Source organism: Pseudomonas sp. AF32 (assembly GCF_022342325.2).
In the GTDB taxonomy this organism is placed as follows: Bacteria; Pseudomonadota; Gammaproteobacteria; order Pseudomonadales; family Pseudomonadaceae; genus Aquipseudomonas; species Aquipseudomonas uvaldensis.
Window position 1 is genome coordinate 261,651 of sequence record NZ_RQJK02000001.1, and the last position, 21,196, is coordinate 282,846.

The 21,196-nt window shown below is 60.5% G+C and carries 20 protein-coding genes; 10 read left to right on the top strand and 10 right to left on the bottom strand.

The window, feature by feature from the left end; genetic code table 11:
* Positions 1–10: 10 nt before the first annotated feature.
* The 6 genes from cyoD to hmpA all read right to left on the bottom strand — a co-directional run bounded on the left by cyoD (position 11) and on the right by hmpA (position 6,768).
* Positions 11–346 carry a cytochrome o ubiquinol oxidase subunit IV gene (gene cyoD, locus EGM97_RS01305; protein ID WP_039591596.1) on the bottom strand — a complete coding sequence of 112 codons (336 nt, stop codon included), beginning with the start codon at positions 344–346 and terminating at the stop codon, positions 11–13.
* The gene (locus EGM97_RS01310; protein ID WP_238961507.1) at positions 347–973 is read right to left on the bottom strand and encodes a cytochrome o ubiquinol oxidase subunit III; all 627 of its coding nucleotides are present in this window, start codon (positions 971–973) and stop codon (positions 347–349) included.
* A gap of 3 nt (positions 974–976) precedes the next feature.
* On the bottom strand, positions 977–3,007 hold the full coding sequence (gene cyoB, locus EGM97_RS01315; RefSeq protein ID WP_238961508.1) for a cytochrome o ubiquinol oxidase subunit I: 2,031 nt from the start codon (positions 3,005–3,007) through the stop codon (positions 977–979).
* 3 nt (positions 3,008–3,010) lie between these two features.
* Positions 3,011–3,958 carry a ubiquinol oxidase subunit II gene (gene cyoA / locus EGM97_RS01320; RefSeq protein ID WP_238961509.1) on the bottom strand — a complete coding sequence of 316 codons (948 nt, stop codon included), beginning with the start codon at positions 3,956–3,958 and terminating at the stop codon, positions 3,011–3,013.
* Between the two features lie 794 nt (positions 3,959–4,752).
* Positions 4,753–5,262, bottom strand: a complete 510-nt coding sequence (locus EGM97_RS01325; RefSeq protein WP_238961510.1) for a disulfide bond formation protein B — start codon at positions 5,260–5,262, stop codon at positions 4,753–4,755.
* A 327-nt stretch (positions 5,263–5,589) separates the two neighbouring features.
* Positions 5,590–6,768, bottom strand: coding sequence for an NO-inducible flavohemoprotein (hmpA, locus tag EGM97_RS01330; protein ID WP_238961511.1), 1,179 nt, complete (start codon positions 6,766–6,768; stop codon positions 5,590–5,592).
* Positions 6,769–6,918: 150 nt separating this feature from the next.
* On the opposite strand from hmpA, the gene norR reads away from it, so the two are divergent.
* The 4 genes from norR to EGM97_RS01350 all read left to right on the top strand — a co-directional run bounded on the left by norR (position 6,919) and on the right by EGM97_RS01350 (position 11,634).
* A complete protein-coding gene (gene norR, locus EGM97_RS01335; protein ID WP_238961512.1) occupies positions 6,919–8,472 on the top strand; it encodes a nitric oxide reductase transcriptional regulator NorR in 1,554 nt (517 codons plus the stop codon).
* 165 nt (positions 8,473–8,637) lie between these two features.
* On the top strand, positions 8,638–9,540 hold the full coding sequence (locus tag EGM97_RS01340) for a chemotaxis protein CheV (protein ID WP_053152413.1): 903 nt from the start codon (positions 8,638–8,640) through the stop codon (positions 9,538–9,540).
* 154 nt (positions 9,541–9,694) lie between these two features.
* The gene (locus tag EGM97_RS01345; protein ID WP_238961513.1) at positions 9,695–10,444 is read left to right on the top strand and encodes a YkgJ family cysteine cluster protein; all 750 of its coding nucleotides are present in this window, start codon (positions 9,695–9,697) and stop codon (positions 10,442–10,444) included.
* A gap of 218 nt (positions 10,445–10,662) precedes the next feature.
* Positions 10,663–11,634 carry a 2-hydroxyacid dehydrogenase gene (locus EGM97_RS01350; protein WP_238961633.1) on the top strand — a complete coding sequence of 324 codons (972 nt, stop codon included), beginning with the start codon at positions 10,663–10,665 and terminating at the stop codon, positions 11,632–11,634.
* Positions 11,635–11,679: 45 nt separating this feature from the next.
* Here EGM97_RS01350 and EGM97_RS01355 read toward each other — a convergent pair whose 3' ends face one another.
* Positions 11,680–12,582: a DMT family transporter gene (locus EGM97_RS01355; RefSeq protein ID WP_238961514.1), complete on the bottom strand. Its 903-nt coding sequence runs from the start codon at positions 12,580–12,582 to the stop codon at positions 11,680–11,682.
* Positions 12,583–12,717: 135 nt separating this feature from the next.
* Here EGM97_RS01355 and EGM97_RS01360 point away from each other — a divergent pair, with 135 nt between their 5' ends.
* The 4 genes from EGM97_RS01360 (at position 12,718) to fecA (ending at position 17,644) form a co-directional block, all read left to right on the top strand.
* Positions 12,718–13,605, top strand: a complete 888-nt coding sequence (locus EGM97_RS01360; RefSeq protein ID WP_238961515.1) for an AraC family transcriptional regulator — start codon at positions 12,718–12,720, stop codon at positions 13,603–13,605.
* A 115-nt stretch (positions 13,606–13,720) separates the two neighbouring features.
* Positions 13,721–14,209: a sigma-70 family RNA polymerase sigma factor gene (locus EGM97_RS01365; protein WP_238961516.1), complete on the top strand. Its 489-nt coding sequence runs from the start codon at positions 13,721–13,723 to the stop codon at positions 14,207–14,209.
* Positions 14,210–14,213: 4 nt separating this feature from the next.
* Entirely contained in the window at positions 14,214–15,161 is a 948-nt protein-coding gene (locus tag EGM97_RS01370) for a FecR domain-containing protein (protein ID WP_238961517.1), read from the top strand.
* A 143-nt stretch (positions 15,162–15,304) separates the two neighbouring features.
* The gene (fecA, locus tag EGM97_RS01375) at positions 15,305–17,644 is read left to right on the top strand and encodes a TonB-dependent Fe(3+) dicitrate receptor FecA (RefSeq protein ID WP_238961518.1); all 2,340 of its coding nucleotides are present in this window, start codon (positions 15,305–15,307) and stop codon (positions 17,642–17,644) included.
* Between the two features lie 94 nt (positions 17,645–17,738).
* Here the strand turns inward: fecA and EGM97_RS01380 are convergent, their stop codons facing one another.
* Positions 17,739–18,146, bottom strand: a complete 408-nt coding sequence (locus EGM97_RS01380; protein WP_053152399.1) for an HPF/RaiA family ribosome-associated protein — start codon at positions 18,144–18,146, stop codon at positions 17,739–17,741.
* 496 nt (positions 18,147–18,642) lie between these two features.
* Here EGM97_RS01380 and EGM97_RS01385 point away from each other — a divergent pair, with 496 nt between their 5' ends.
* The gene (locus EGM97_RS01385; protein ID WP_238961519.1) at positions 18,643–18,960 is read left to right on the top strand and encodes a DUF3509 domain-containing protein; all 318 of its coding nucleotides are present in this window, start codon (positions 18,643–18,645) and stop codon (positions 18,958–18,960) included.
* A gap of 41 nt (positions 18,961–19,001) precedes the next feature.
* On the opposite strand, the gene EGM97_RS01390 is transcribed toward EGM97_RS01385, so the two are convergent.
* Complete coding sequence (locus EGM97_RS01390; RefSeq protein WP_238961520.1) at positions 19,002–19,502, bottom strand: phosphate-starvation-inducible protein PsiE; 501 nt, start codon at positions 19,500–19,502, stop codon at positions 19,002–19,004.
* Between the two features lie 314 nt (positions 19,503–19,816).
* On the opposite strand from EGM97_RS01390, the gene EGM97_RS01395 reads away from it, so the two are divergent.
* Positions 19,817–20,077 (top strand): YebG family protein, encoded by a 261-nt coding sequence (locus EGM97_RS01395; RefSeq protein ID WP_238961521.1) that lies wholly within the window; start codon positions 19,817–19,819, stop codon positions 20,075–20,077.
* 61 nt (positions 20,078–20,138) lie between these two features.
* Here EGM97_RS01395 and EGM97_RS01400 read toward each other — a convergent pair whose 3' ends face one another.
* Positions 20,139–21,158, bottom strand: coding sequence for a Glu/Leu/Phe/Val dehydrogenase family protein (locus EGM97_RS01400; RefSeq protein ID WP_238961522.1), 1,020 nt, complete (start codon positions 21,156–21,158; stop codon positions 20,139–20,141).
* Positions 21,159–21,196 lie beyond the last annotated feature (38 nt).

Sequence of the window (21,196 nt, forward strand, 5' to 3'; positions counted from 1 at the left end):
CGGACTTTCCTCAGTGCGCCATCATGTTGGTGTGGATGCTGAACATGATCCACAACGACAGGCCGACCAGCAGGACGATCACCAGCGCAGCGAAGACAAACGCAATCACGTTGTTACGCTGTGCGGCGGAGCGATCCAGGTGCAGGAAGTACACCAGGTGCACCAGAACCTGGACCACGGCGAAGATCAGAATGATCCACAGGGTCAGGCTCTTGGGCAGCGACGGGTACATCACCAGGCCGAACGGAATGACGGTCAGGATCACCGACAGGATGAAACCGATGGCGTAGGACTTGACGCTGCCGTGGCCGGCGTCGTGGCCATCATGGGAATGAGCGTTAGCCATTTACAGGGTCCCCATCAGATAAACAACGGTGAATACGCAGATCCACACCACGTCCAGGAAGTGCCAGAACAGGCTCAGGCAGCTCAGACGGGTCTTGTTGGTGGCGGTCAGGCCATTTTTATGGACCTGGTACATCATGATCGCCATCCAGATCAGGCCGCTGGTCACGTGCAGACCGTGGGTACCGACCAGGGTGAAGAACCCGGACAGGAAACCGCTGCGGTTAGGACCGAAGCCCTCGGAGATCAACACGTGGAACTCGTTGATCTCCATGCCGATGAAGCCGGCACCGAACAGGAAGGTCATGGCCAGCCAGCCCAGTACCTGGGTTTTCTTGCCCTTGTACAGCGCCAGCATGGCGAAGCCGTAGGTGATCGAGCTGAACAGCAGCAGAGCGGTTTCGCCCAGTACGTACGGCAGTTCGAAGATGTCGTGGCCCGACGGGCCACCGGCGACGTTGTTTACCAGCACCGCATAGGCCGCGAAGATCGACGCGAACAGAATGCAGTCGGTCATCAGGTAGAGCCAGAAACCGAATACGGTCATCTCGCCCGAGTCGTGGTGATGGTCATCATGCCCATGGTCATGACCATGGGCGTGTCCAACATTGGTCACTAAGTTCGACATGGTTTAAGCCTGTTCCAACGAGGTTTCAACACGGGTGGCGGTGGCCGGGATTTTCCCTGCCGCGACCAGACGTTTGTGCTGCTCGGCTTCGATGCGCTCGATGACATCCACCGGCACCATGTAGCCCTGATCGTCACGGGCGGCATGGATGGCGAAATACACCACGGTGCCGACCAGGCTGGCGATGGCCAACCACCAGATGTGCCAGATCATCGCGAAGCCGAACACGGTCAACAGGCCGCCCATGACTACACCGGTGGCGGTGTTGTTCGGCATGTGGATCGGCGAGTACTTGGCCGCAGGCTGGTACGCAGTACCGTTTTCCTTGGCTTCGGTGAACGGGTCGATGACGTCCGCTTTCGGCAGCACGGCAAAGTTGTAGAACGGCGGTGGCGAAGAGGTCGACCACTCCAGGGTATGGGCATTCCACGGGTCGCCGTGTTCGCACATGTTCTCTGGTTTGTTGCGATCACGCACACTGACGTACAGCTGGATCAACTGGCAGGCGATACCGACCGCGATCAACACCGCACCGAACATGGCGACGTACAGGTACGGCACCCACTCAGGGTTGGTGGTGGTATTCAGGCGACGGGTCATGCCCATGAAGCCCAGTGCATAGAGCGGCATGAACGCGACGAAGAAGCCGGTGATCCAGAACCAGAACGCGCCCTTGCCCCAGCCTTCGTGCAACTTGAAGCCGAACGCTTTCGGGAAGTAGAAGGCGAAGCCGGCGATGTAGCCGAACACCGCGCCGCCGATGATCACGTTATGGAAGTGCGCGATCACGAACAGGCTGTTGTGCAGGACGAAGTCAGCACCCGGAATGGCCAGCAGTACGCCGGTCATGCCGCCGATGGCGAAGGTCACCATGAAGCCCAGGGTCCACAGCACGTGGCTGGTGAACCGCAGACGGCCCTGATAAATGGTGAACAGCCAGTTGAACAGTTTCACCCCGGTCGGGATCGAGATCAGCATGGTCGCCAGGCCGAAGAAGGCGTTGACGCTGGCACCCGAACCCATGGTGAAGAAGTGGTGCAGCCAGACCATGAAGCCCAGCACCGAGATCGCGCCGGAGGCGTAGATCATGGAGTGGTGGCCGAACAGTTTCTTGCCCGAGAACGTCGAGATGACTTCGGAGAAGATACCAAACGCCGGCAGGATCAGGATGTACACCTCGGGGTGACCCCAGGCCCAGAACAGGTTGACGTACATCATCGGATTTCCACCCAGTTCATTGGTGAAAATGTGGAAATCCATGTAGCGGTCAAGCGTCAGCAGTGCCAGGGTAGCCGTCAGGATCGGGAAGGAAGCGACGATCAGGACGTTGGCCCAGGTGCAGGTCCAGGTGAAGATCGGCATGTCCATCAGTTTCATGCCAGGGGTACGCATTTTCAGCACGGTGGCCAGGAAGTTGACCCCGGTCAGCGTTGTCCCCAATCCGGATAGCTGTAGCGCCCAGATGTAGTAGTCCACCCCGACGCCCGGACTGTATTGCAGCCCCGACAACGGCGGATAGGCGACCCAACCGGTCTTGGCGAACTCGCCGACACCCAGGGAAACGTTGATCAGCACCACGCCGGAAACCAGCAGCCAGAAGCTCAGGGAGTTCAGGAACGGGAAAGCAACGTCACGGGCGCCGATCTGCAGCGGCACTGCCAGGTTCATCAGGCCGGTGAAGAATGGCATCGCCATGAAGATGATCATGATCACACCGTGGGCGGTGAAGATCTGGTCATAGTGTTCAGGCGGCAGGTAGCCAGGCGAACCCTCGGTGGCCATGGCCAACTGGGTACGCATCATGATGGCGTCGGCAAAGCCGCGCAGCAGCATGACCATGGCGACGATGATGTACATCACGCCGATTTTCTTGTGGTCGACGGACGTCAGCCACTCGGTCCACAGGTAGGTCCACTTCTTGAAATAAGTGATCCCGGCGAACAGCGCCAGACCACCGAGCGCGATGATGGCGAGGGTCACCATGACAATCGGCTCGTGGAACGGGATCGCTTCCCAACTTAATTTACCAAACATCGTTTACTCCTCTGCCCCGGCAGCTGAATGCGAGCTCATGTCCATCCCTTCCATGTTGTGCGCCACTTCCTTCTCGTGCTTCTCGTGGTGCATCGGCTTGCCTGGATTCATCCCTTCATATTTGTCGATGATGGTCTGGAACAGGTTCGGCGTAACCGACGAGTAGAGTTCGACTGGGTTGTTCTGGCTCGGTTTGGAAAGGGCTTCGTATTCAGCTTTTTCAAGCTGCTTGGGTGCCTTCTTCACTTCGTTGACCCAGGCGTCGAATTCTTCCTGAGTCGTGGCGACTGCCTTGAACTTCATGCCGGTGAAACCCGCGCCGCTGTAGTTGGCGGAGATACCTTCAAGTTCGGTGTTCTGGTTGGCGATCAGGTGCAACTTGGTCTGCATGCCCGCCATTGCGTAGATCTGGCCACCCAGGCCCGGGATGAAGAACGAGTTCATCACAGTGTCGGAGGTGACTTTGAAGTTGATCGGCGTGTGGGCCGGGAACACGATCTTGTTGACGGTGGCGATGCCTTGTTCCGGGTAGATGAACAGCCACTTCCAGTCCATCGACACTACCTCGATGGTGACCGGCTTGACGTCGGAGTCCAACGGACGATACGGGTCCAGGGCGTGGGTCGACTTGTAGGTGACATAACCCAGGGCAATGATGATCAGCACCGGGATGGTCCATACGGCCACTTCGATCTTGGTCGAGTGCGACCACTTCGGCGTGTACGTAGCCTGGGTGTTGGAGGCGCGATACTTCCAGGCGAACAGGAAGGTCATGACGATAACCGGCACGACGACCAACAACATCAGCAGCGTGGCGGTGATGATCAGGTTTCGTTCATCCAGGCCAACCTGGCCCTTGGGATCGAGCAAGGTCATGTTGCAGCCTCCCAGCAGCAACGTGCCGAGCAGCGGCAACAAGCCTAGTAATCGGGGGTACCTGTTTTTACTCATCTCACGACCTCTAAAGCAGCTTGCGCAATGCAGTTGGGTTTTGATCGCCAACACTTCACCCTGCCAAGGGTTGGCATTTTCTTGGATTTGAATAAGGGCTGTCCGTCGAGCGTCAGACGCTGTTCGACACATCCTGGACCAGCAGTGAGTTCTTATTCGAATTCGTCGGTAAAAGGCCTTGTTACAGCCCAATTCCATTTGGTGCGGGTAGTTGGAAGGCACCGACACCTGGGATCGCATGGGGCGCGAACGCCCTTCGACCATCTCTCGCGCTCAAGCCTGAGCCGGGTCGGATATTCGGTGCGGGCGATTGTAGTGAGCTGGAGCGCTGTAGACCATGTCTCATCCCGAAATAATTTTTATCCGAACCGGCAATAATCTCTTGCGCATATTGCAACGCGACCGCATGTTATCGAAATTCATTCTCAACAAGAACCCTAAAAAACGTAGGTCTACTTCGCCCGATTTAGACAGCCTGGTTGGGTTTACACAGTTAGACATACCTGCAAAGTGCCCATTTTCCGGGGCATTCGCCGGTCAGCGCTTCGCTGTTAAAAGTGCCTGCTGTCGAGGCTGAGTGCGCGGTGAGACTGAACGCTTCGGCTGCTCTTTTTGTTACAGAGCGAGTTGTATATTCACGTCCCGGAAGGGTCGGATGACGCAAGATATGTGACAACATGTCGCAGACTGTCGCAGGTCAATCTTGTCCCGGATCAAGGTCGATCCCGCCCACGCCTGAAACGCAAAACGCCCCGGCTCTCCAGAAGAAAACCGGGGCGTCTCGATCAGGCGTTTCAGCGAAGCTGCTTGCGATTGCGTGATACCAGCAAAGGCACCAGCACCACGATCAGCACGAACGCCACCAGCGCCCATTGCGCCAGGGACAGACCCAGGATCGGCGGGTACGGGGTGGAGCAGAAACCATCGACCTGGAACCCCAGCGGGAAGACTTTTGCCAATGGCAGGTCGTCGACAATCGGCTGCAGCACATCGACGCCGCAGCTCACCGCGGGAAAGAACTGCGTATACACGTGATGCCCCGCTACGCCCGCACCGGCCAAGGCACAGAGCACCACGAGGCCTTCGAAGATTGTCAGGCTGCGACGGGTGCGCATGGCCGCGCCGATAAAGGCGAAGATCGCGATCAGCAACAACGCATAGCGCTGCAGGATGCACAGGGGGCACGGCGCTTCACCGAGGGCTACCTGCATGTACAACGCGCCACCGATCAGCGCCAGGCAGATCACTCCCAACAGCACCAGGTAGCGCCGCTCACGGCCCAACCGGATCATTTCCTCACTCATTGCGTTTCCCTTTTGTAGGCATGGATCGACGCACAGCTCAGAGACACTCGGCGCGCTGTCGGATGGCCGAAGTCTACACGCTGACCATGACAGTGAACGAGCGACAGGCGTCAACTTTGGGAGGGAATAAACAGCAAGAGCGTTAAGTGCGGATTAATTGCGGGAGGCTATTCGGCCTTATGGCGACTGTACGGTTGCTATCGCGAGCAGGCTCGCTCCCACATTTGGTCCGCTGTGAACACAGACTTGGCGTTCACTCGGAACCTATGTGGGAGCGAGCCTGCTCGCGATAGCGGCGACCCGGTTCCCCGGGTCAGCGGCCTGCTTTCATTCCAGCGCAGCCGCCGGCCCGAAGAACTCGTAGCGGCTCTGCTCATCCGGCACGCCCAGGTTCTTGAGGTGGCGCTTTACCGCCGCCATGAAGCCCTTCGGCCCGAGGAAGTAGGCATCCACATCACGCTGCTCCGGCAGCCATTTGGCCAGTTGCTCCTGGCTCAATAACCCCACCTTGTCGGCGGGGCTGGAACCGTCGTCTTCGTCGTAGCAATAGAAGCGCTTGAGCTGCGGGTGTCGCTTGGCCAGGTCGTCGATCCAGTCACGGAAGGCATGCACCCGGCCGTTGCGTGCGCAGTGAATGAAATGCACCGGTCGCTCGGTTTGCAGTGCCGCCTGCAACATCGCCAGGGTCGGGGTGATGCCGACGCCGCCGCTGATCAGCACCAGGGGCCTGTCGCTGTCAGTCAGGTAGAAATCTCCGGACGGCGGGAACAGCAGGATGCTGTCGCCGATGTGGAAATCGTCATGCAAGTGGTTCGACACCCGCCCACCTGCTTCGCGCTTGACGCTGATCCGGTACTGACCGTTGTCCGCCAGGGCCGACAGGGAATAGTTGCGCCGTACTTCTTCACCGTCCAGCAGCAGTTTCATGCCAATGTATTGGCCGGGCTCGGCTACCAGGATCGGTCCCTTATCCGCCGGTTCGAAGTAGAACGAGGTGATCTCCGAGCTTTCCTGCACCTTGGCGGTCAGGATGAACCCGCGTTCGCCACGCCAGCCGCCCGGCGCCGCGGCCTTCTGGTCATACATACCGGCTTCGGCACCGATGAGGATGTCGGCCAGTTGGTTATAGGCCGCTCCCCAGGCGGAAATCACTTCGGGGGTGGCGATTTCTTCACCCAGCACCTCGGCAATGGCCCGCAACAGACAGGCGCCAACGATCGGGTAATGCTCTGGCAGGATCTGCAAGGCCACGTGCTTATTGACGATTTTCGCCACCAGGTCGCCCAACTGGTCAAGCTGGTCGATGTGCCGCGCATACATCAATACACCGTTGGCCAAGGCACGGGGTTGGTCGCCGCTGGCCTGGTGAGCCTGGTTGAACAAAGGGCGTACCTGGGGATACTCGGACAACATCATGCGATAGAAGTGAGTGATGAGCGCTTCTCCACCGCTTTCCAGCAATGGCACGGTGGAGCGGATGATGGCGCGGTCTTCTCGGCTAAGCATAAGGTGACTCCATGCAAGGACTGACAACAGATGCCTCTGGTTATCAGTTTTCATGCCAGATATTTTTTCTTTATATTTCAGTATGTTAAGAATTATGTAGTCATAAAGACGCAAGGAGCTTTATAGTCTTGATGACTACATGGAGTCATTATGACCGCAACCTCTCTGCTGACCGCCCTGCTCCCTCTGGTGGCAGACCTTTCCCGCGAACTCCCCGAAGGCGAGCGCTATCGCCGCCTGCTCGGTGCCCTGCGGGCCCTGCTGCCTTGTGACGCCGCCGCGTTGCTGCGCCTGGATGGGGATTGCCTGGTGCCCTTGGCGGTGGACGGCCTGAGCACCGATACCCTGGGTCGGCGATTCCGGGTGAGCGAACATCCGCGCTTCGAAGCGCTGCTGGCCAACCCGAACCCCACCCGTTTCGCCACCGACAGCGACCTGCCCGATCCGTACGACGGGCTGGTCGAAGGCCTCGACGAGCATCTGGAAGTGCACGATTGCATGGGCTGTCCGCTGTTCGTCGACGAGCGCCCCTGGGGCCTGCTGACCCTGGACGCCCTCGACCCGGAGCGCTTCGAGCCGATCGACCTGGGGGCCCTGCAAGCTTTTGCCAGCCTCGCCGCCGCCACAGTCAGTGCGGCCGAGCGCATCGAACGCCTGGCCCTGAAAGCCGAGGACGAACACCGCCGCGCCGAGGTTTATCGCCAGGCCAGCGGCCAGCAACAGCGGGACATGGTTGGCCAGAGCAAGGCCCATAAACGCCTGATGGAAGAGATCAACCTGGTGGCCGGCAGCGACCTGACGGTGTTGATCACCGGCGAGACCGGCGTTGGCAAGGAGCTGGTCGCCCAGGCCATCCATGCCGCCTCCCAACGTGCCGAACAGCCACTGATCAGCCTCAACTGCGCCGCCCTGCCGGACACGTTGGTGGAAAGCGAACTCTTCGGCCATGTGCGCGGCGCGTTCACCGGGGCCACCAGCGACCGGCGCGGCAAATTCGAGCTGGCCAATGGCGGCACCTTGTTCCTCGATGAAGTGGGCGAACTGTCCCTCACCGTCCAGGCCAAATTGCTCAGGGTGCTGCAAAGCGGCCAGTTGCAGCGCTTGGGTTCGGACAAGGAGCACCGGGTGGACGTGCGCCTGATCGCCGCCACCAACCGTGACCTTGCCGAAGAAGTGCGTAACGGTCGGTATCGGGCCGACTTCTACCACCGCCTCAGCGTCTACCCCTTGCAGGTGCCGGCCTTGCGGGATCGCGGGCGGGACGTGCTGCTGCTCAGCGGCTTTTTCCTGGAACAGAACCGCTCGCGCATGGGCCTGGGCAGCCTGCGCCTGAGCAGCGATGCCCAGGCCGCGCTGCTGGCCTACGACTGGCCGGGCAACGTGCGCGAACTGGAACACCTGATCGGCCGCAGCGCCTTGAAAGCCTTGGGCCGATGCCCGGCACGACCAAAGATCCTCAGCCTCGGTGCCCAGGATCTGGACTTGCCCCAAGTCACTGCTCAGAATCCTATCCCGTCCGACGCCCCTGCTCAGGACGGGGGACCTCTGGCAGGCGACCTGCGCGAAGCCGTGGATGATTTCCAGCGCAAAATGATCGGCGCCAGCCTGGAGCGCCATCAACACAACTGGGCCAGTGCCGCCCGGGAATTGGGCCTGGACCGGGCGAACCTGGGTCGGATGGCCCGGCGGTTGGGGCTCAGGTAGCCCCTCTGCAACCGCCACAGGTCGTGTATTCACAGGCCGCGGGCCGGAATTCGGATGTCGACAGCTTTTATCCTAAAGCCTGCCCCGGACAAGTCGATAACCCAATATCACCAGCTGTTCTGGCGAACTTCATGTTCGCCCCACCTTTTTACACAGAAGGTTTTTATGTCTTCCAACAAAGCCCGCGCAGATTCACTTTCGCTTCTGCTGTTTACTTTGCGCAGCGGCAAGCTGATGGCAATCAACCTGCTCAAGGTCAGTGAAATCATCCCGTGTCCGCCACTGACCAAACTGCCGGAGTCGCACCCCCACGTAAAAGGCATCGCGACCTTGCGTGGCACTTCGCTGTCGGTGATTGACCTGAGCCGTGCCATCGGCGAGCGGCCATTGGAAGATCCGGATGGCGGGTGCCTGATCGTCACCGATGTCAGCCGGTCCAAGCAGGGTCTGCACGTACAGGCAGTCAGCAAGATCGTGCATTGCCTGACCACCGACATCAAACCGCCGCCTTACGGCTCCGGTGGTAATCGTGCGTTCATTACCGGCGTGACCTCGGTGGACGGCACGCTGGTACAGGTACTGGACATCGAAAAAGTCATCCACGGCATTGCCCCGGCGCAGATCGAAACCGCGCCTACCGAGCTGAGCATGGAAGACGCCGAAGTGTTGGGCAACGCACGGATCCTGGTGGTCGACGACAGTCAGGTAGCGCTGCAACAATCGGTGCACACCCTGCGTAACCTGGGGCTGCAATGCCACACCGCCCGCAGCGCAAAGGAAGCCATCGAGTGCCTGCTGGATTTGCAAGGCACCGCAGGGCAGATCAACCTGATCGTTTCCGATATCGAAATGTCGGAAATGGACGGCTACGCCCTCACCCGCACCCTGCGTGAAACCCCGGACTTCGCTCATCTCTACGTGCTGCTGCACACCTCCCTGGACAGCGCCATGAACGCCGAGAAGGCCCGGTTGGCCGGGGCCAACGGCGTGCTGACCAAGTTCTCTTCACCGGAACTGACCAAGTGCCTGATCACCGCGGCCAAGGCGGTTGCCGAACAGGGTCACTGATTCGTAATCGCTGATCGCGGGCAAGCCTTTCCCACACGACGTGTGGGAGCGAGCCTGCTCGCGATAGCGCCCTCCCGCCTGGCGCACAACTTGCTTCGGCCCGACCCGTCACGGCGTTTTTCTGTCGCCCCTTTCCTTCCCGATCGGTCGCTCAATGAACACACGGTTTTCCTGCGTAGGCTGCGGCAAATGCTGCAGCGATCACCATGTTCCCCTCACCCTCGACGAGGCCAGAATGTGGGCTCACGATGGAGGCCAGGTTATCGTCCTGGTAGAAGCATTCCTGTCCAATGGTCTCGGCCTGCCGGCGGCACAGCACGAACATGCGCAACGTCGCTCGGTGGTGGTCCGCAGCGGCACCACCGAAGCGTTCGTAGCGATCACCTTCGCCGCCTACAATGCCGGCCGTTGCCGCAATCTTGACGAAGAAAACCTGTGCCGGATCTATGAACGCCGGCCGTTGGTCTGTCGCATCTATCCGATGGAAATCAACCCGCACATCCCGCTCAATATCGCCGTGAAGGAATGCCCCCCGGAATCGTGGGAGACCGGACCGCAGTTGATCGTGGGAGGCGAGCTGGTGGACCGGGAACTGGCCGGGCTGATCGAACGTTCGCGTCAGGCCGATCGCGAGGACATCCGCATCAAGGAGCGCATCTGCGCAGCGCTGGGCATCCACACCGCCGCGTTGAAGGGCGATGGGTTTACCGCGTACCTGCCAGACATGACTGCCTTCGCCACGACGATCGATCGGGTGCGTTTGCAGCCGCTGGAGCAGCAAGCCGGTGAATGGCAACTCCACCTGTCCGGTGAGGACCTGGCCGGCCAGGTCGCGGCCTGTGGGGCGCAGGTCGTGACGGGCACGCCGCTGGACTATACGTTTATTTCGCTGCGGGCAGCGTAGGACTAAGAAGAAACAACATACATCCCTTGTGGGTGCGAGCCTGCTCCCGATAGCAGTGGATCAGTCAGCAACCATGCAAGCTGAAATTCCGCTATCGCGAGCAGGTTCGCTCCCACAGGTTATGCATTGTGACTTGGTCCGCTCGGTCTTTCCTCTCGCCTAATCCTCGCCAAGAATGTTAGCGTGCTTGGTATTCTCTGCCAGACGAGCCTTGCATGATGAAAAAAACCGTACTTGCCTTCAGCCGTATCACGCCCCAGACCGTCGAGCGCCTGCAACAGGATTTCGACGTGATCGTGCCCAACCCGGCGAACGGCGACATCAACGCTCAGTTCAACGAGGCCTTGCCCCACGCCCATGGCCTGATCGGTGTAGGGCGCAAGCTCGGACGCGAACAGCTGCAAAGCGCCGCGAACCTGCAAGTGGTGTCCAGCGTGTCGGTGGGCTATGACAACTACGACCTGGCCTACTTCAATGAACGCGGCATCATGCTCACCAACACCCCCGACGTGCTCACCGAAAGCACTGCCGACCTGGCTTTTGCCTTGCTGATGAGCAGCGCCCGGCGCGTCGCCGAGCTGGATGCCTGGACCAAGGCCGGCCAATGGCAGGCCACGGTCGGTCCGCAACTGTTCGGCAGTGACGTGCATGGCAAGACGCTGGGTATCGTCGGCATGGGCAACATCGGCGCGGCCATTGCCCGACGGGGCCGCCTGGGCTTCAACATGCCGATCCTGTACAGCGGCAACAGCCGCAAGACCGAGCTGGAAAACCAGCTGGGCGCGCAATTTCGCAGCCTGGAGCAGTTGCTGGCCGAAGCGGACTTCGTGTGCCTCGTGGTGCCCTTGAGCGAGAAGACCCGCCATCTGATTGGTCAACGCGAACTGTCGCTGATGAAGCCAGGCGCCATCCTTGTCAACATTTCCCGCGGTCCGGTGGTGGACGAGCCGGCATTGATCGAGGCCCTGCAGAACAACCGCATCCGGGGCGCGGGACTGGATGTCTACGAGAAAGAACCCTTGGCCGAGTCGCCGCTGTTCCAGTTGAAAAACGCCGTCACCCTGCCCCACATCGGTTCGGCCACCCACGAGACGCGTGAAGCCATGGCCAATCTGGCTGTGGATAACCTGCGCAGTGCGCTGATGGGCGAACGGCCACAGAACCTGGTCAACCCTCAAGTCTGGAAATGACGCTTGTGGCAGGCCCGATCTGACGGGCCTGCCATCGCTGTCGATTCAGCGTGCGCCCCAGGCAACCTTCGCGGCCACTGGCCGGGGTTTGCGGAACACCAGCACGTTGCCCAGCATCACCAGCACCAGCCCGACCAGCGCCGGAGCTGTCCACTGGTAACCTTCAGCAAACGCCGAGACGTTCAAGGCCACTACCGGAAACAGCACCGTGCAATACGCCGCCCGCTCCGGTCCCATGCGCCCCACCAGCGTCAGGTACGCGGTGAAACCGATCACCGAGCCGGGAATCACCAGGTACATCAGTGAGCCGATATAGCGGGTGTTCCACTCCATGTCGAAAGGGATGCCGTTGAACAGGCACCACACAGCCAGCATCGTCGCGCCATAAGCCATGCCCCAGGCATTGGTCGTCAACGGCTTGAGCCCGGCTTTCTGTTGCAGGCTCGACAGCATGTTGCCCGCCGAGAAACACAAGGTACCCAACAGCGCCAACGCCAACCCCAGCAGGGTCTGCGGGCTCGCTTGATGACCGGCCAGTTCCGGCCAGAACAGCAGGCCCAACCCCGACAATCCCAAGGCGCCGCCCAGCAGTACATTTCGTGCGATCCGCTGGCCGAAGAAGATCCGGGCGTTGAGGGCGTTCCACAGAGTGGCGGTCGAAAACACCACGGCCACCAGGCCACTGGGAATCCATTGGCTGGCGGTGAGGAAACACATGAAGTTGATGCAGAACAGACACAGGCCCTGGGCCAGGCAAATCAGATGGCCGCGCCGATTCATCGCTTGCAGGCGCCGGCTGAGCAAAAGCATTGCAAACAGAATCAGCGCCGCGAGAGCGAAGCGATAGACGATCGACACGGGAATCGCAACGACGCCCAACTGCAATTTCAACGCGATCCAGGTGGTGCCCCAGATCAGTACGGTAAGCAAGTACAGCGAGAGATTCATGACGGCGGCTCCTGACAGTGGCCAACAGTGTCACGCCATGGGTCGACGGCCAGTTGCGTAAACTTGCGGTTTTCTCAGTGGGCGGGCTGGCATGGAGCGGCCTACGGAGTAGGATGCAGGCTGGAGAGAACGATCATGTCCACACTGCAAACCCTGCAAGTCTTTCAAGCCCTCAACAGCTCGCCCAATGCTCGCCTGGAGTACAGCGCCGAGCTGGGGGATGGCATGGCGGCCGCGTTGTGGAGCAATCATCACGACGCCCGGGACTACGAGGCGCCGACTCACCATACGCTGTCGTGCTACATCGCTGGCGGCACCGGTACCTTTCGCCGCGAGCGCCCCGAGACGACGGGGGCGCCGGACAAGCTCTGCGTACTGCCGGCCGGCCATGAATCGGCCTGGGTCATCAACGGCGACATCCGCCTCGCCCACCTGTATTTCAGCCCTGAGCAATTTGCCTTGGGTTGTATCACGTTGCTCGACCGCGAACCCCGGCAAGTCCAATTGCACGAAGCGACCTTTCTCGACGACCCGCAACAAGCGCAGCGGTTTCGCCAGTTGATCGGCCTGGACTGGAACGAACCTGCCGAACGCCTGCTTTGCACCAGCCTGGCCCATGATCTGCTCGGTCATTTGCTGCTGAGCCAGGTCAGCCCGCGCCAGGGGCTGCGCCTCAAGGGCGGGCTGGCCGCTCACCAGCGACGGTTGCTGGTGGACTACATCGACAGCCATCTGGCCGATGCCATCAGCCTTGGGCAACTGGCGGCGTTGTGTGCCTTGTCCGAGTATCACTTTGCCCGAATGTTTCGCGAGAGCTTCGGACTGCCCCCTCATCAATACCTGCTTGCGCGGCGTCTTGCCCGGGCGCGACACCTGCTACGCACCACCTCACACCCCTTGGCGGATGTCGCACTGGCTTGTGGATTCGCCAGCGCCAGTCATTTTACCCACCGTTTCCGCCAGGCCCTGGCCGCCACGCCTGGAGAGTATCGGCAGGCCTTTTTGCGCCAGACGCTCAAGTAACCGGTTCAACGAAAGAACCCGATACTCATCCCGATTGCCGTTGCCCCCGTCGCGCCCCTACAATGCGAACAATTCTTGTTCTCTAACGTAGTTGATCGCCGTCGGAGTGTCCCCGTTGCCGCCCGCCACCACCGTCGAAGTGCTTTATACCGCCCATCACAACTGGCTCAACGGCTGGCTGCGACGCAGGCTCGGCTGCCCCGACAGCGCCGCCGACCTGGCACAGGACACGTTCATTCGGGTACTGACCGCTCGCGATCCACAACCGATCCTCGAACCACGGGCCTTTCTCACCACCATCGCCAAACGCGTGCTGTTCAACCATTACCGCCGCCAGGACCTGGAGCGCGCCTACCTCGAAGCCCTGGCTCAATTGCCCGAGCAGGCGGCGCCGTCGGAGGAGGATCGGGCGATCATTCTGCAAACCCTGTTGGAACTCGATCAGTTGCTCGACGGCCTGCCGCGTGCGGTCAAACGCGCCTTTTTGCTGGCCCAGGTCGATGGGCTGACCTACAACGAAATCGCCCGCGAACTGGGCATCTCCCTGGCAACGGTCAAACGACACCTGAACAAGGCAGCGATGCGCTGCTATTTTGCGCTGTGAACCCATGAATATGCCTCCCAATGTGAGCACGCGCGTCGCCGAGCAGGCGGTCCATTGGCTGCTGGAAATGCAACAGGGGACACTCACCCCACGTCAGCAACAGGCCTGGGAACAGTGGCTCGATGCCCACAGCGAACATCGCCGCGCCTGGGAGCACATCCAACGCGTCAACCAACGACTGCGCAGCGTGTCGTCCCCCTTGGCCCACGCGGCCCTCAATGCACCGAAGCGCAGTACCCGGCGCCAGGCGCTCAAACTGCTCTCGATCCTGGGCGCCGGTTCGGCCTTGACCTGGGGTCTGCACGAGCGTCAAGTGCTGCCCCCACTGCTGGCTGACTATCGCAGCCCGGTGGGCGAGCGTCGTCGCCTGACCCTGGACGATGGCAGCCAGTTACAGCTCAATACCGGCAGCGCCGTGGACGTTCGCTTTGACGCCCAACGCCGCGTGATCCGCCTTCTCGAAGGGGAACTGCAACTGGCCAGTGCTCGGGATCCTCGTCCGCTGCAGATGATGACCGCCTACGGCCTGCTGGAAACGCATGGCGCGCGATTCAACGTCCGTGAATTTGCCGACCACACCCAGGTGGCGGTGTTCGACGGGCAAATGCAAGTCCGCGACCGGCAGGGGGCGTCACTCTTGCTGACGGCCTCGCGACAACTGGGCCTGGGCGTCAACGGCCCCGGCCCGGTCACGGCACTGGACGCCAACAGTGGCGCCTGGACCGAGGGCATGCTGGTGGCGTCACACATGCGCCTGGCGGATTTCCTCGACGAACTCAGCCGCTACCGGCGCGGCCAGTTGCACTGTGACGAAGCGGTCGCCAACCTGCTGATTTCCGGAAGCTACCCACTGGACAACAGCGAACGCATCCTCGACCTGCTGGAAGTCAGCCTGCCGGTGACTGTGCGGCGGTTTACCCGCTACTGGGTCAGCGTCGAAGCTCGCAGTTGAACATGACGAGTGCAGGCATCGCCTTCGAACGAACCCGGATGCGCCCGGTTTCAAAAAAATAATGTTCCGGTGAGCCGTTTCCGACACCTCGGGTGACAGAGAAGTAAAGCCACTTTGACGCAACCTTCTCAGGACCCTCCTTCATGCAGCAACTTCCTAGCCGCCTCTCCCCGATCACTCGCACCCTGCGCCAACTGCTGTTGGGAGCGAGCCTGGGCCTCGTTGCGTTACCGCCAGTGCAGGCAGCCGAGACCAGGGCCTACCACATCGCGCCATCCTCGCTGGAAGAGGCCCTCAATCAGTTCGGTCGAGAAGCGGGGGTCTTGATTTCCTTCGGCTCGCAAGTGACCAGCGGGTTGAAAAGCCGCGGCCTGGAAGGCAGCTACAACCCCGAGCAGGCCCTGGATGCGCTGCTTGAAGGCACAGGACTGCAAGCCCGTCCCGAAGGCGACAACGCCTTCAGCCTGCAACCGGTCAGCGACGCCGCGCTGGACCTGGGAACCACCACCGTGGTGGGCGACTGGCTAGGCGATGCCGCGCAGGTCAATGTGTTCGAGCATCCCGGTGCCCGTGACGTCATCCGTCGCGAAGCGTTCGAACGACAGGGCGCGACCCAGGCCCGGGACGTACTCAACCGTATTCCCGGGGTCAACGCACCCGAGAACAACGGCACCGGCAGCCACGATATGGCGCTGAACTTCGGCATCCGGGGCCTCAATCCACGCCTGGCCTCACGTTCCACGGTGTTGATGGACGGCATCCCGGTACCCTTCGCTCCATACGGGCAGCCGCAACTGTCGTTCGCCCCGGTCAGCATGGGAAACATGGACGCCGTGGATGTCGTGCGCGGCGGCGGTGCGGTGCGCTATGGCCCGCAGAACGTCGGCGGCGTGGTCAACTTCGTGACCCGGGCAATTCCCGATGCGCCGACGGTCAAGGGTGGCTTCCAGACCGAGACGAGCCCGTCCTCCAGCCACGACGGCTTCAAGACGTCTTCCAACCTGCTGGCCGGCGGCACCGCCGACAACGGCCTGGGTGGGGCGCTGCTGTATTCCGGAACGCGTGGTGGCGACTGGCGCGAACACAGCGACACGCAAATCGACGACCTGATCCTCAAAGGCAATTACCAGTTGGACGATGCCAACAGCTTCAATGCCATGGCGCAGTACTACGAGGGTGAAGCCGATATGCCCGGCGGCCTGAATGTCGCCGACTACAATGCCGACCCGTACCAGTCCACTCGGCCGAACGACCGGTTCTGGGGACGTCGCACCCTGGTCAACGTCGGCTACCGCTACCAGCAAGACCGCCGGGAGTTCACCGCCAGCACATTCTTCACCAAGACCTTGCGCAGCGGTTACCTGGACCAAGGCTCGTTCCTCTCGCTGTCGCCTCGCGAATATTGGGTGCGCGGCCTGGAAACCCGATTCGCCCAGGGCTTCGACCTCGGCCCGACCCGCCACGAAGTCGGGGTCGGCTACCGTTACATCAACGAAGACGGTCACGAGTTGCGCTATCGCACCCCCATCGCCAGCAATGAGTTGCCGACGACCAACAGCCGAAACGACCGAGACACCCGTGGCGGCACGCAAGCCAATGCGTTTTTCATTGATGACCGGATCGACATCGGCAAGTGGACCATCACGCCGGGTATTCGCTACGAGATGATCGAATCGCAGCAAACCAACAACCTGACGAATGTGAAGTACAAAGGCGACTACAACACCGCCCTCCCGGCGCTGAACGTGCTGTATCACCTGACTGACGATTGGAACTTGTATGCCAACACCGAAGGTTCCTTCGGCAGCGTGCAGTACAGCCAGATGCCCAACCGCGTCAGCAGCGGCGAAGTGAAACCGGAGAAAGCCCGCACGTGGGAGCTCGGCACCCGCTATGACAATGGCAACCTGAAGGCGGAGATTGGCGCGTTCCTGATCAACTTCGATAACCAGTATGAAAGCAACCAGACCAACGACTCGGTGATCGCCCGCGGCGAAACGCGTCACCAAGGCCTCGAAACCAGCATCAACTATGCCCTCGATGGCCTGAGCCCGGCGCTGACCGGTTTCGATGTCTACGCCACCTACGCCTTCGTCGACGCCACGATCCGCGAAGACGGGCCGAACAAGGGCAACCGCGTGCCGTTTTCCTCGAAACACAAAGGCACCCTGGGGATCGGTTACACCGAAGGCCCCTGGAAGCTCAACCTGGACAGTACCTACCAGAGTGCGCAGTTCGCCGACAACGCCAACACCCGCACCGAAAGCGCCGACGGCAGCACCGGCAATATTCCTGGCTACATGCTCTTCAGCAGCCGTGCCGCCTACGATTTCGGCCCGCAGCTGTCGGACCTGAATGTCGCCGTGGGGGTGAAGAATATTTTCAATACCCAGTACTTCACCCGCTCCTTCGACGACAACAACCGGGGCAAGTACGTAGGGGAACCGCGCACGTTGTATGTGCAGACCTCCGTAGCGTTCTGATCGACCGCAAGCAGCGTCCTGCCATGTCAGCGCTGAAACGGAACGGGCCTGCATCTGCAGGCCCGTGTCGTAGGTCAGTGAATTTGAATCAGGCTCAGCCGTTAAGGGCAGCCCGCTCGTTTTCCAGGAATTCTTCCTCCAGCATCGCATCGGCCAGTGCCACGGACTCGGTCTTGACTGCCGCGGTGCGCTTGCCGCGCAGCTTGCCGAACAGATGTTCCAGGGCGTTTTCAAGCTTGGTTGCCGCGCCTTCGATGGCCGCTTCCAGCGAACCGGCCTTGTGCGTCACGGAGACCGGCTGATGGCCCTTTGGCCGAGCTTCGATCTGGCAACGCATATCATGGGGTCCGGGCTTGTCGCCGTTTTCATCTCCCAAGTGAACCTCGACCCGAGTCAGGTCGTCTTCATAACGTTCGAGCGTGCTTTCAATGGTTGTACGTACCCACTCCTCCAGTCGGATGCTGCTTTGAATATGGTTATCGCTGTTGACTTGGATTTGCATAGTTCATCCCTTATCTCGGCTAGCTCGCCAGGGGCCTGTCGACGTTGGCGTAACGGCCCCTTGAGTACAGAGTCGGGCTGGTGGAGGAACAATTCAAGCCCTTGAGAAAGATAAATATTCATTTGCAAATAAAGGCGGACAACGCGCGAAAGCGCTGCTAATGTCGGGAATTGCCTTGCCCCGCCGTCCCCCGTAGCCCCCCTCTTTTCTGCACCGTCAACGATCATTGCGCCCCGAAACGGGCAGTCATCGCAGCCGCTCCCGGAGCGCTGCGTATCGATGCGCCTGGAACCATTATTCGAAGATTTTTCCGGCATGTCCCTTGCTACCTGTCAGGCAGACGCAGGCGCAAGCGATAACTATCAAATGGCCACCCGCCTGCCGTCTTGAAGCAGAGGATGAACACGAACATGGAATGGCCGATGGTCCGGTATTGCGAACTAATCCCGATCAGGACCGGTCAACAACTGCACGTTCAATCAGGCGGTGACGCATCATGGACAACCCTTTTCAGATCATTACCGACGCTTTTGCGCCGCACTATCAGGTCAACCTGAGCATCCAGGGCCTCGACGGCAGCATTATGCTGACCTTGTCCAAGGCCGGACGGATCGTCGCCCGGCGTATGATAAGTGCCCAGCAACGCAACGATCCGGAACGCCTCAAGCGGCTGGTGCAAAGCATCCAGTTCGGCATCGCCATCGAGCAGGGCCACAGCGCCGTGGCCATCCTCGAAGCCATGACCGGCGGTGACAACGTCAGGCTGCCACCCCGGCAGGCACAAACCCAGGGCGCCCCCGCCGCCAGCCTCTAGGTTTGGTGTACGGAGCGTCTGCGCAACGTTTCGTGCACGTCTTAAATCTCCCCTTTCTCTACTTCGGCATGCTCACTGGAACCCGCACCGACCTTACGGTGCGGGTGTTCGATCTTCACCGAAGGGAATTGCGAAGAGGCGTAGCGCACGACCAGGATCGAGAACGCCAGCAGCAGGATGCCACCACACAGGTAGATGATCCCGAGATCCGGCGGGCTGTGATGGGAAACGTTGGAAATCAACAAACGGGTCAGCGCGGTGATGGCCACGTAGATCAGAAACCGTACCGGCATGTGATTGGTCTTGAAGTAGATCCCGACCATCGCTCCCAATTCCAGGTAGATGAACAACAGGAGGATGTCATCGATCTTGATGTGCCCCTCCTCGATCATCTGCAAGAATTCCATCACCGCCGCCCATGCGGTTACCGCCCCGATGGCGAATAACGCCAGGTAATGAAACGTCTCGACGAACAGATTGCCCAGGGACTCGGCCACTTGATGCACGTTTTGCCGCAAATTCTCGGCCCAGTTGATTTTCACGGTGTGGTTTCCTTAGGTCGTTTCGACCGGATGATGCGGGTTGGACGTGACGGTTTTTCTGCATGCAGAAAAAAGGCCAGCGGCTATGGGTGAGATGGTGATGGGCCATGTTCCGACACTTTTCGCAGGGGCTCGTGCCGGCCTCATCGCAAGCAGGCTCGCTCCCACTCGGCTCCGCACCGTCAAGACAAATACCGAAACCGGTCTACATTAAAAAGCCACTACCCAAAGGGAAATGATTTCGCGTATTCTTTTGCCTGTATATAAATACAGTAATCAGAAAACAACCAATGTGAAGGCATGTGAGGTGGTGAATGGCCGTCGAAGTGGTATACCGCAGCAGCCGAGATCTGGAGCGCTTGTTCATGGATAAAGCCGAAGCTGACCGTCATGACAAAATGCTGGAACTCGCCGAACTGCTGGCCGAAGTGTTGCAAAAAGCCGTTCCATCGCTGAACGAGCAGCAGGTAGAGGAAGTCGGCATCTACATGGCGAAAAATCGCGATGTGTTCGCCAAGGCATTCAAGAGCCAACCGGATGCATTGTCCGAATTGCTCAATCCTTCCGCCGAATAAAAAAGATCGCGGCCTTCCAGCAGCGCACGCTGCCGGAAGGCCGCGATCTTTTCCTATCGGTTCATTTGTACAGCAGACGCTCCGCCAGTTCGTCCGCTACCCGCGCCGGTGAGCGCTTCTCTGCCTGGGCATGGGCGAAGACTTCGGTCAGCCGGGCGCCTATTTTCGACAGGTGGGCCGTAATCGTCGGCAGCTCTTCGCCGCGATGCTTCAGGGCCACGTAGATCAGGCCACCGGAATTGATCACATAGTCCGGCGCATAGAGAATCCCACGCCTCTCCAGTTGATCGGCCACTTGCAGACTGCTCAACTGGTTGTGGGCCGAGCCGGCCACGGCCGAGCAGCGCAGTTGCGCCACGCTGTGGCTGTTGAGCACGCCGCCGAGGCCACAGGGCGCAAGAATATCGCAGGGTGTGCTGAGCAATGCGTCGTTGGCGATGGGATGGGCGCCCAGTTGCTCCATCGCCAGCTGCACCTTGCCCGGGTCGATGTCGCTGACCAGCAATTCGGCGCCCGCCGCGTGCAGTTGTTCGGCCAAGGCATAACCCACGTTGCCCAGGCCCTGGATGGCCACGCGCAGGCTTTCCAGATTATCGCTGCCCAGGCGCGCCATGGCCGTGGCGCGGATGCCGGCGAACACCCCCATCGCCGCATGAGGCGCAGGGTCTCCGGATGCTGTGGTGCTGGTGACATGGCGGGTCTGCTGGGCAATGCAATCCATGTCGGCCACCGATGTGCCGCTGTCGATGGCCGTGATGTAGCGACCGTCGAGTTGCTCGATGCAGCGGCCGAAGGCTTCGAACAGCGCGGCCCGGTTCTGGACATGGGCCGGGCGCATGATCACTGCGACGCCGCCGCCCACCGGAAGGCCGGCCAGGGCTGCCTTGTAGCTCATACCCTGGGCTAGGCGCACCGCGTCGACCACGGCACTTTCGTCATCAGGGTAGGACAGATAACGACACCCTCCCAGGGCCGGCCCAGGACGGCTGCAATGAATGGCAATGACCGCCTTCAACCCGGTCGTCGGGTCTACGCTTAAGTGCAGCGATTCAAGGCGGGAGCTTTGCATGAGAGCAAACATCGAAAGGCTCCCGAATCACTTTTGTTTGTTCCGCCAGT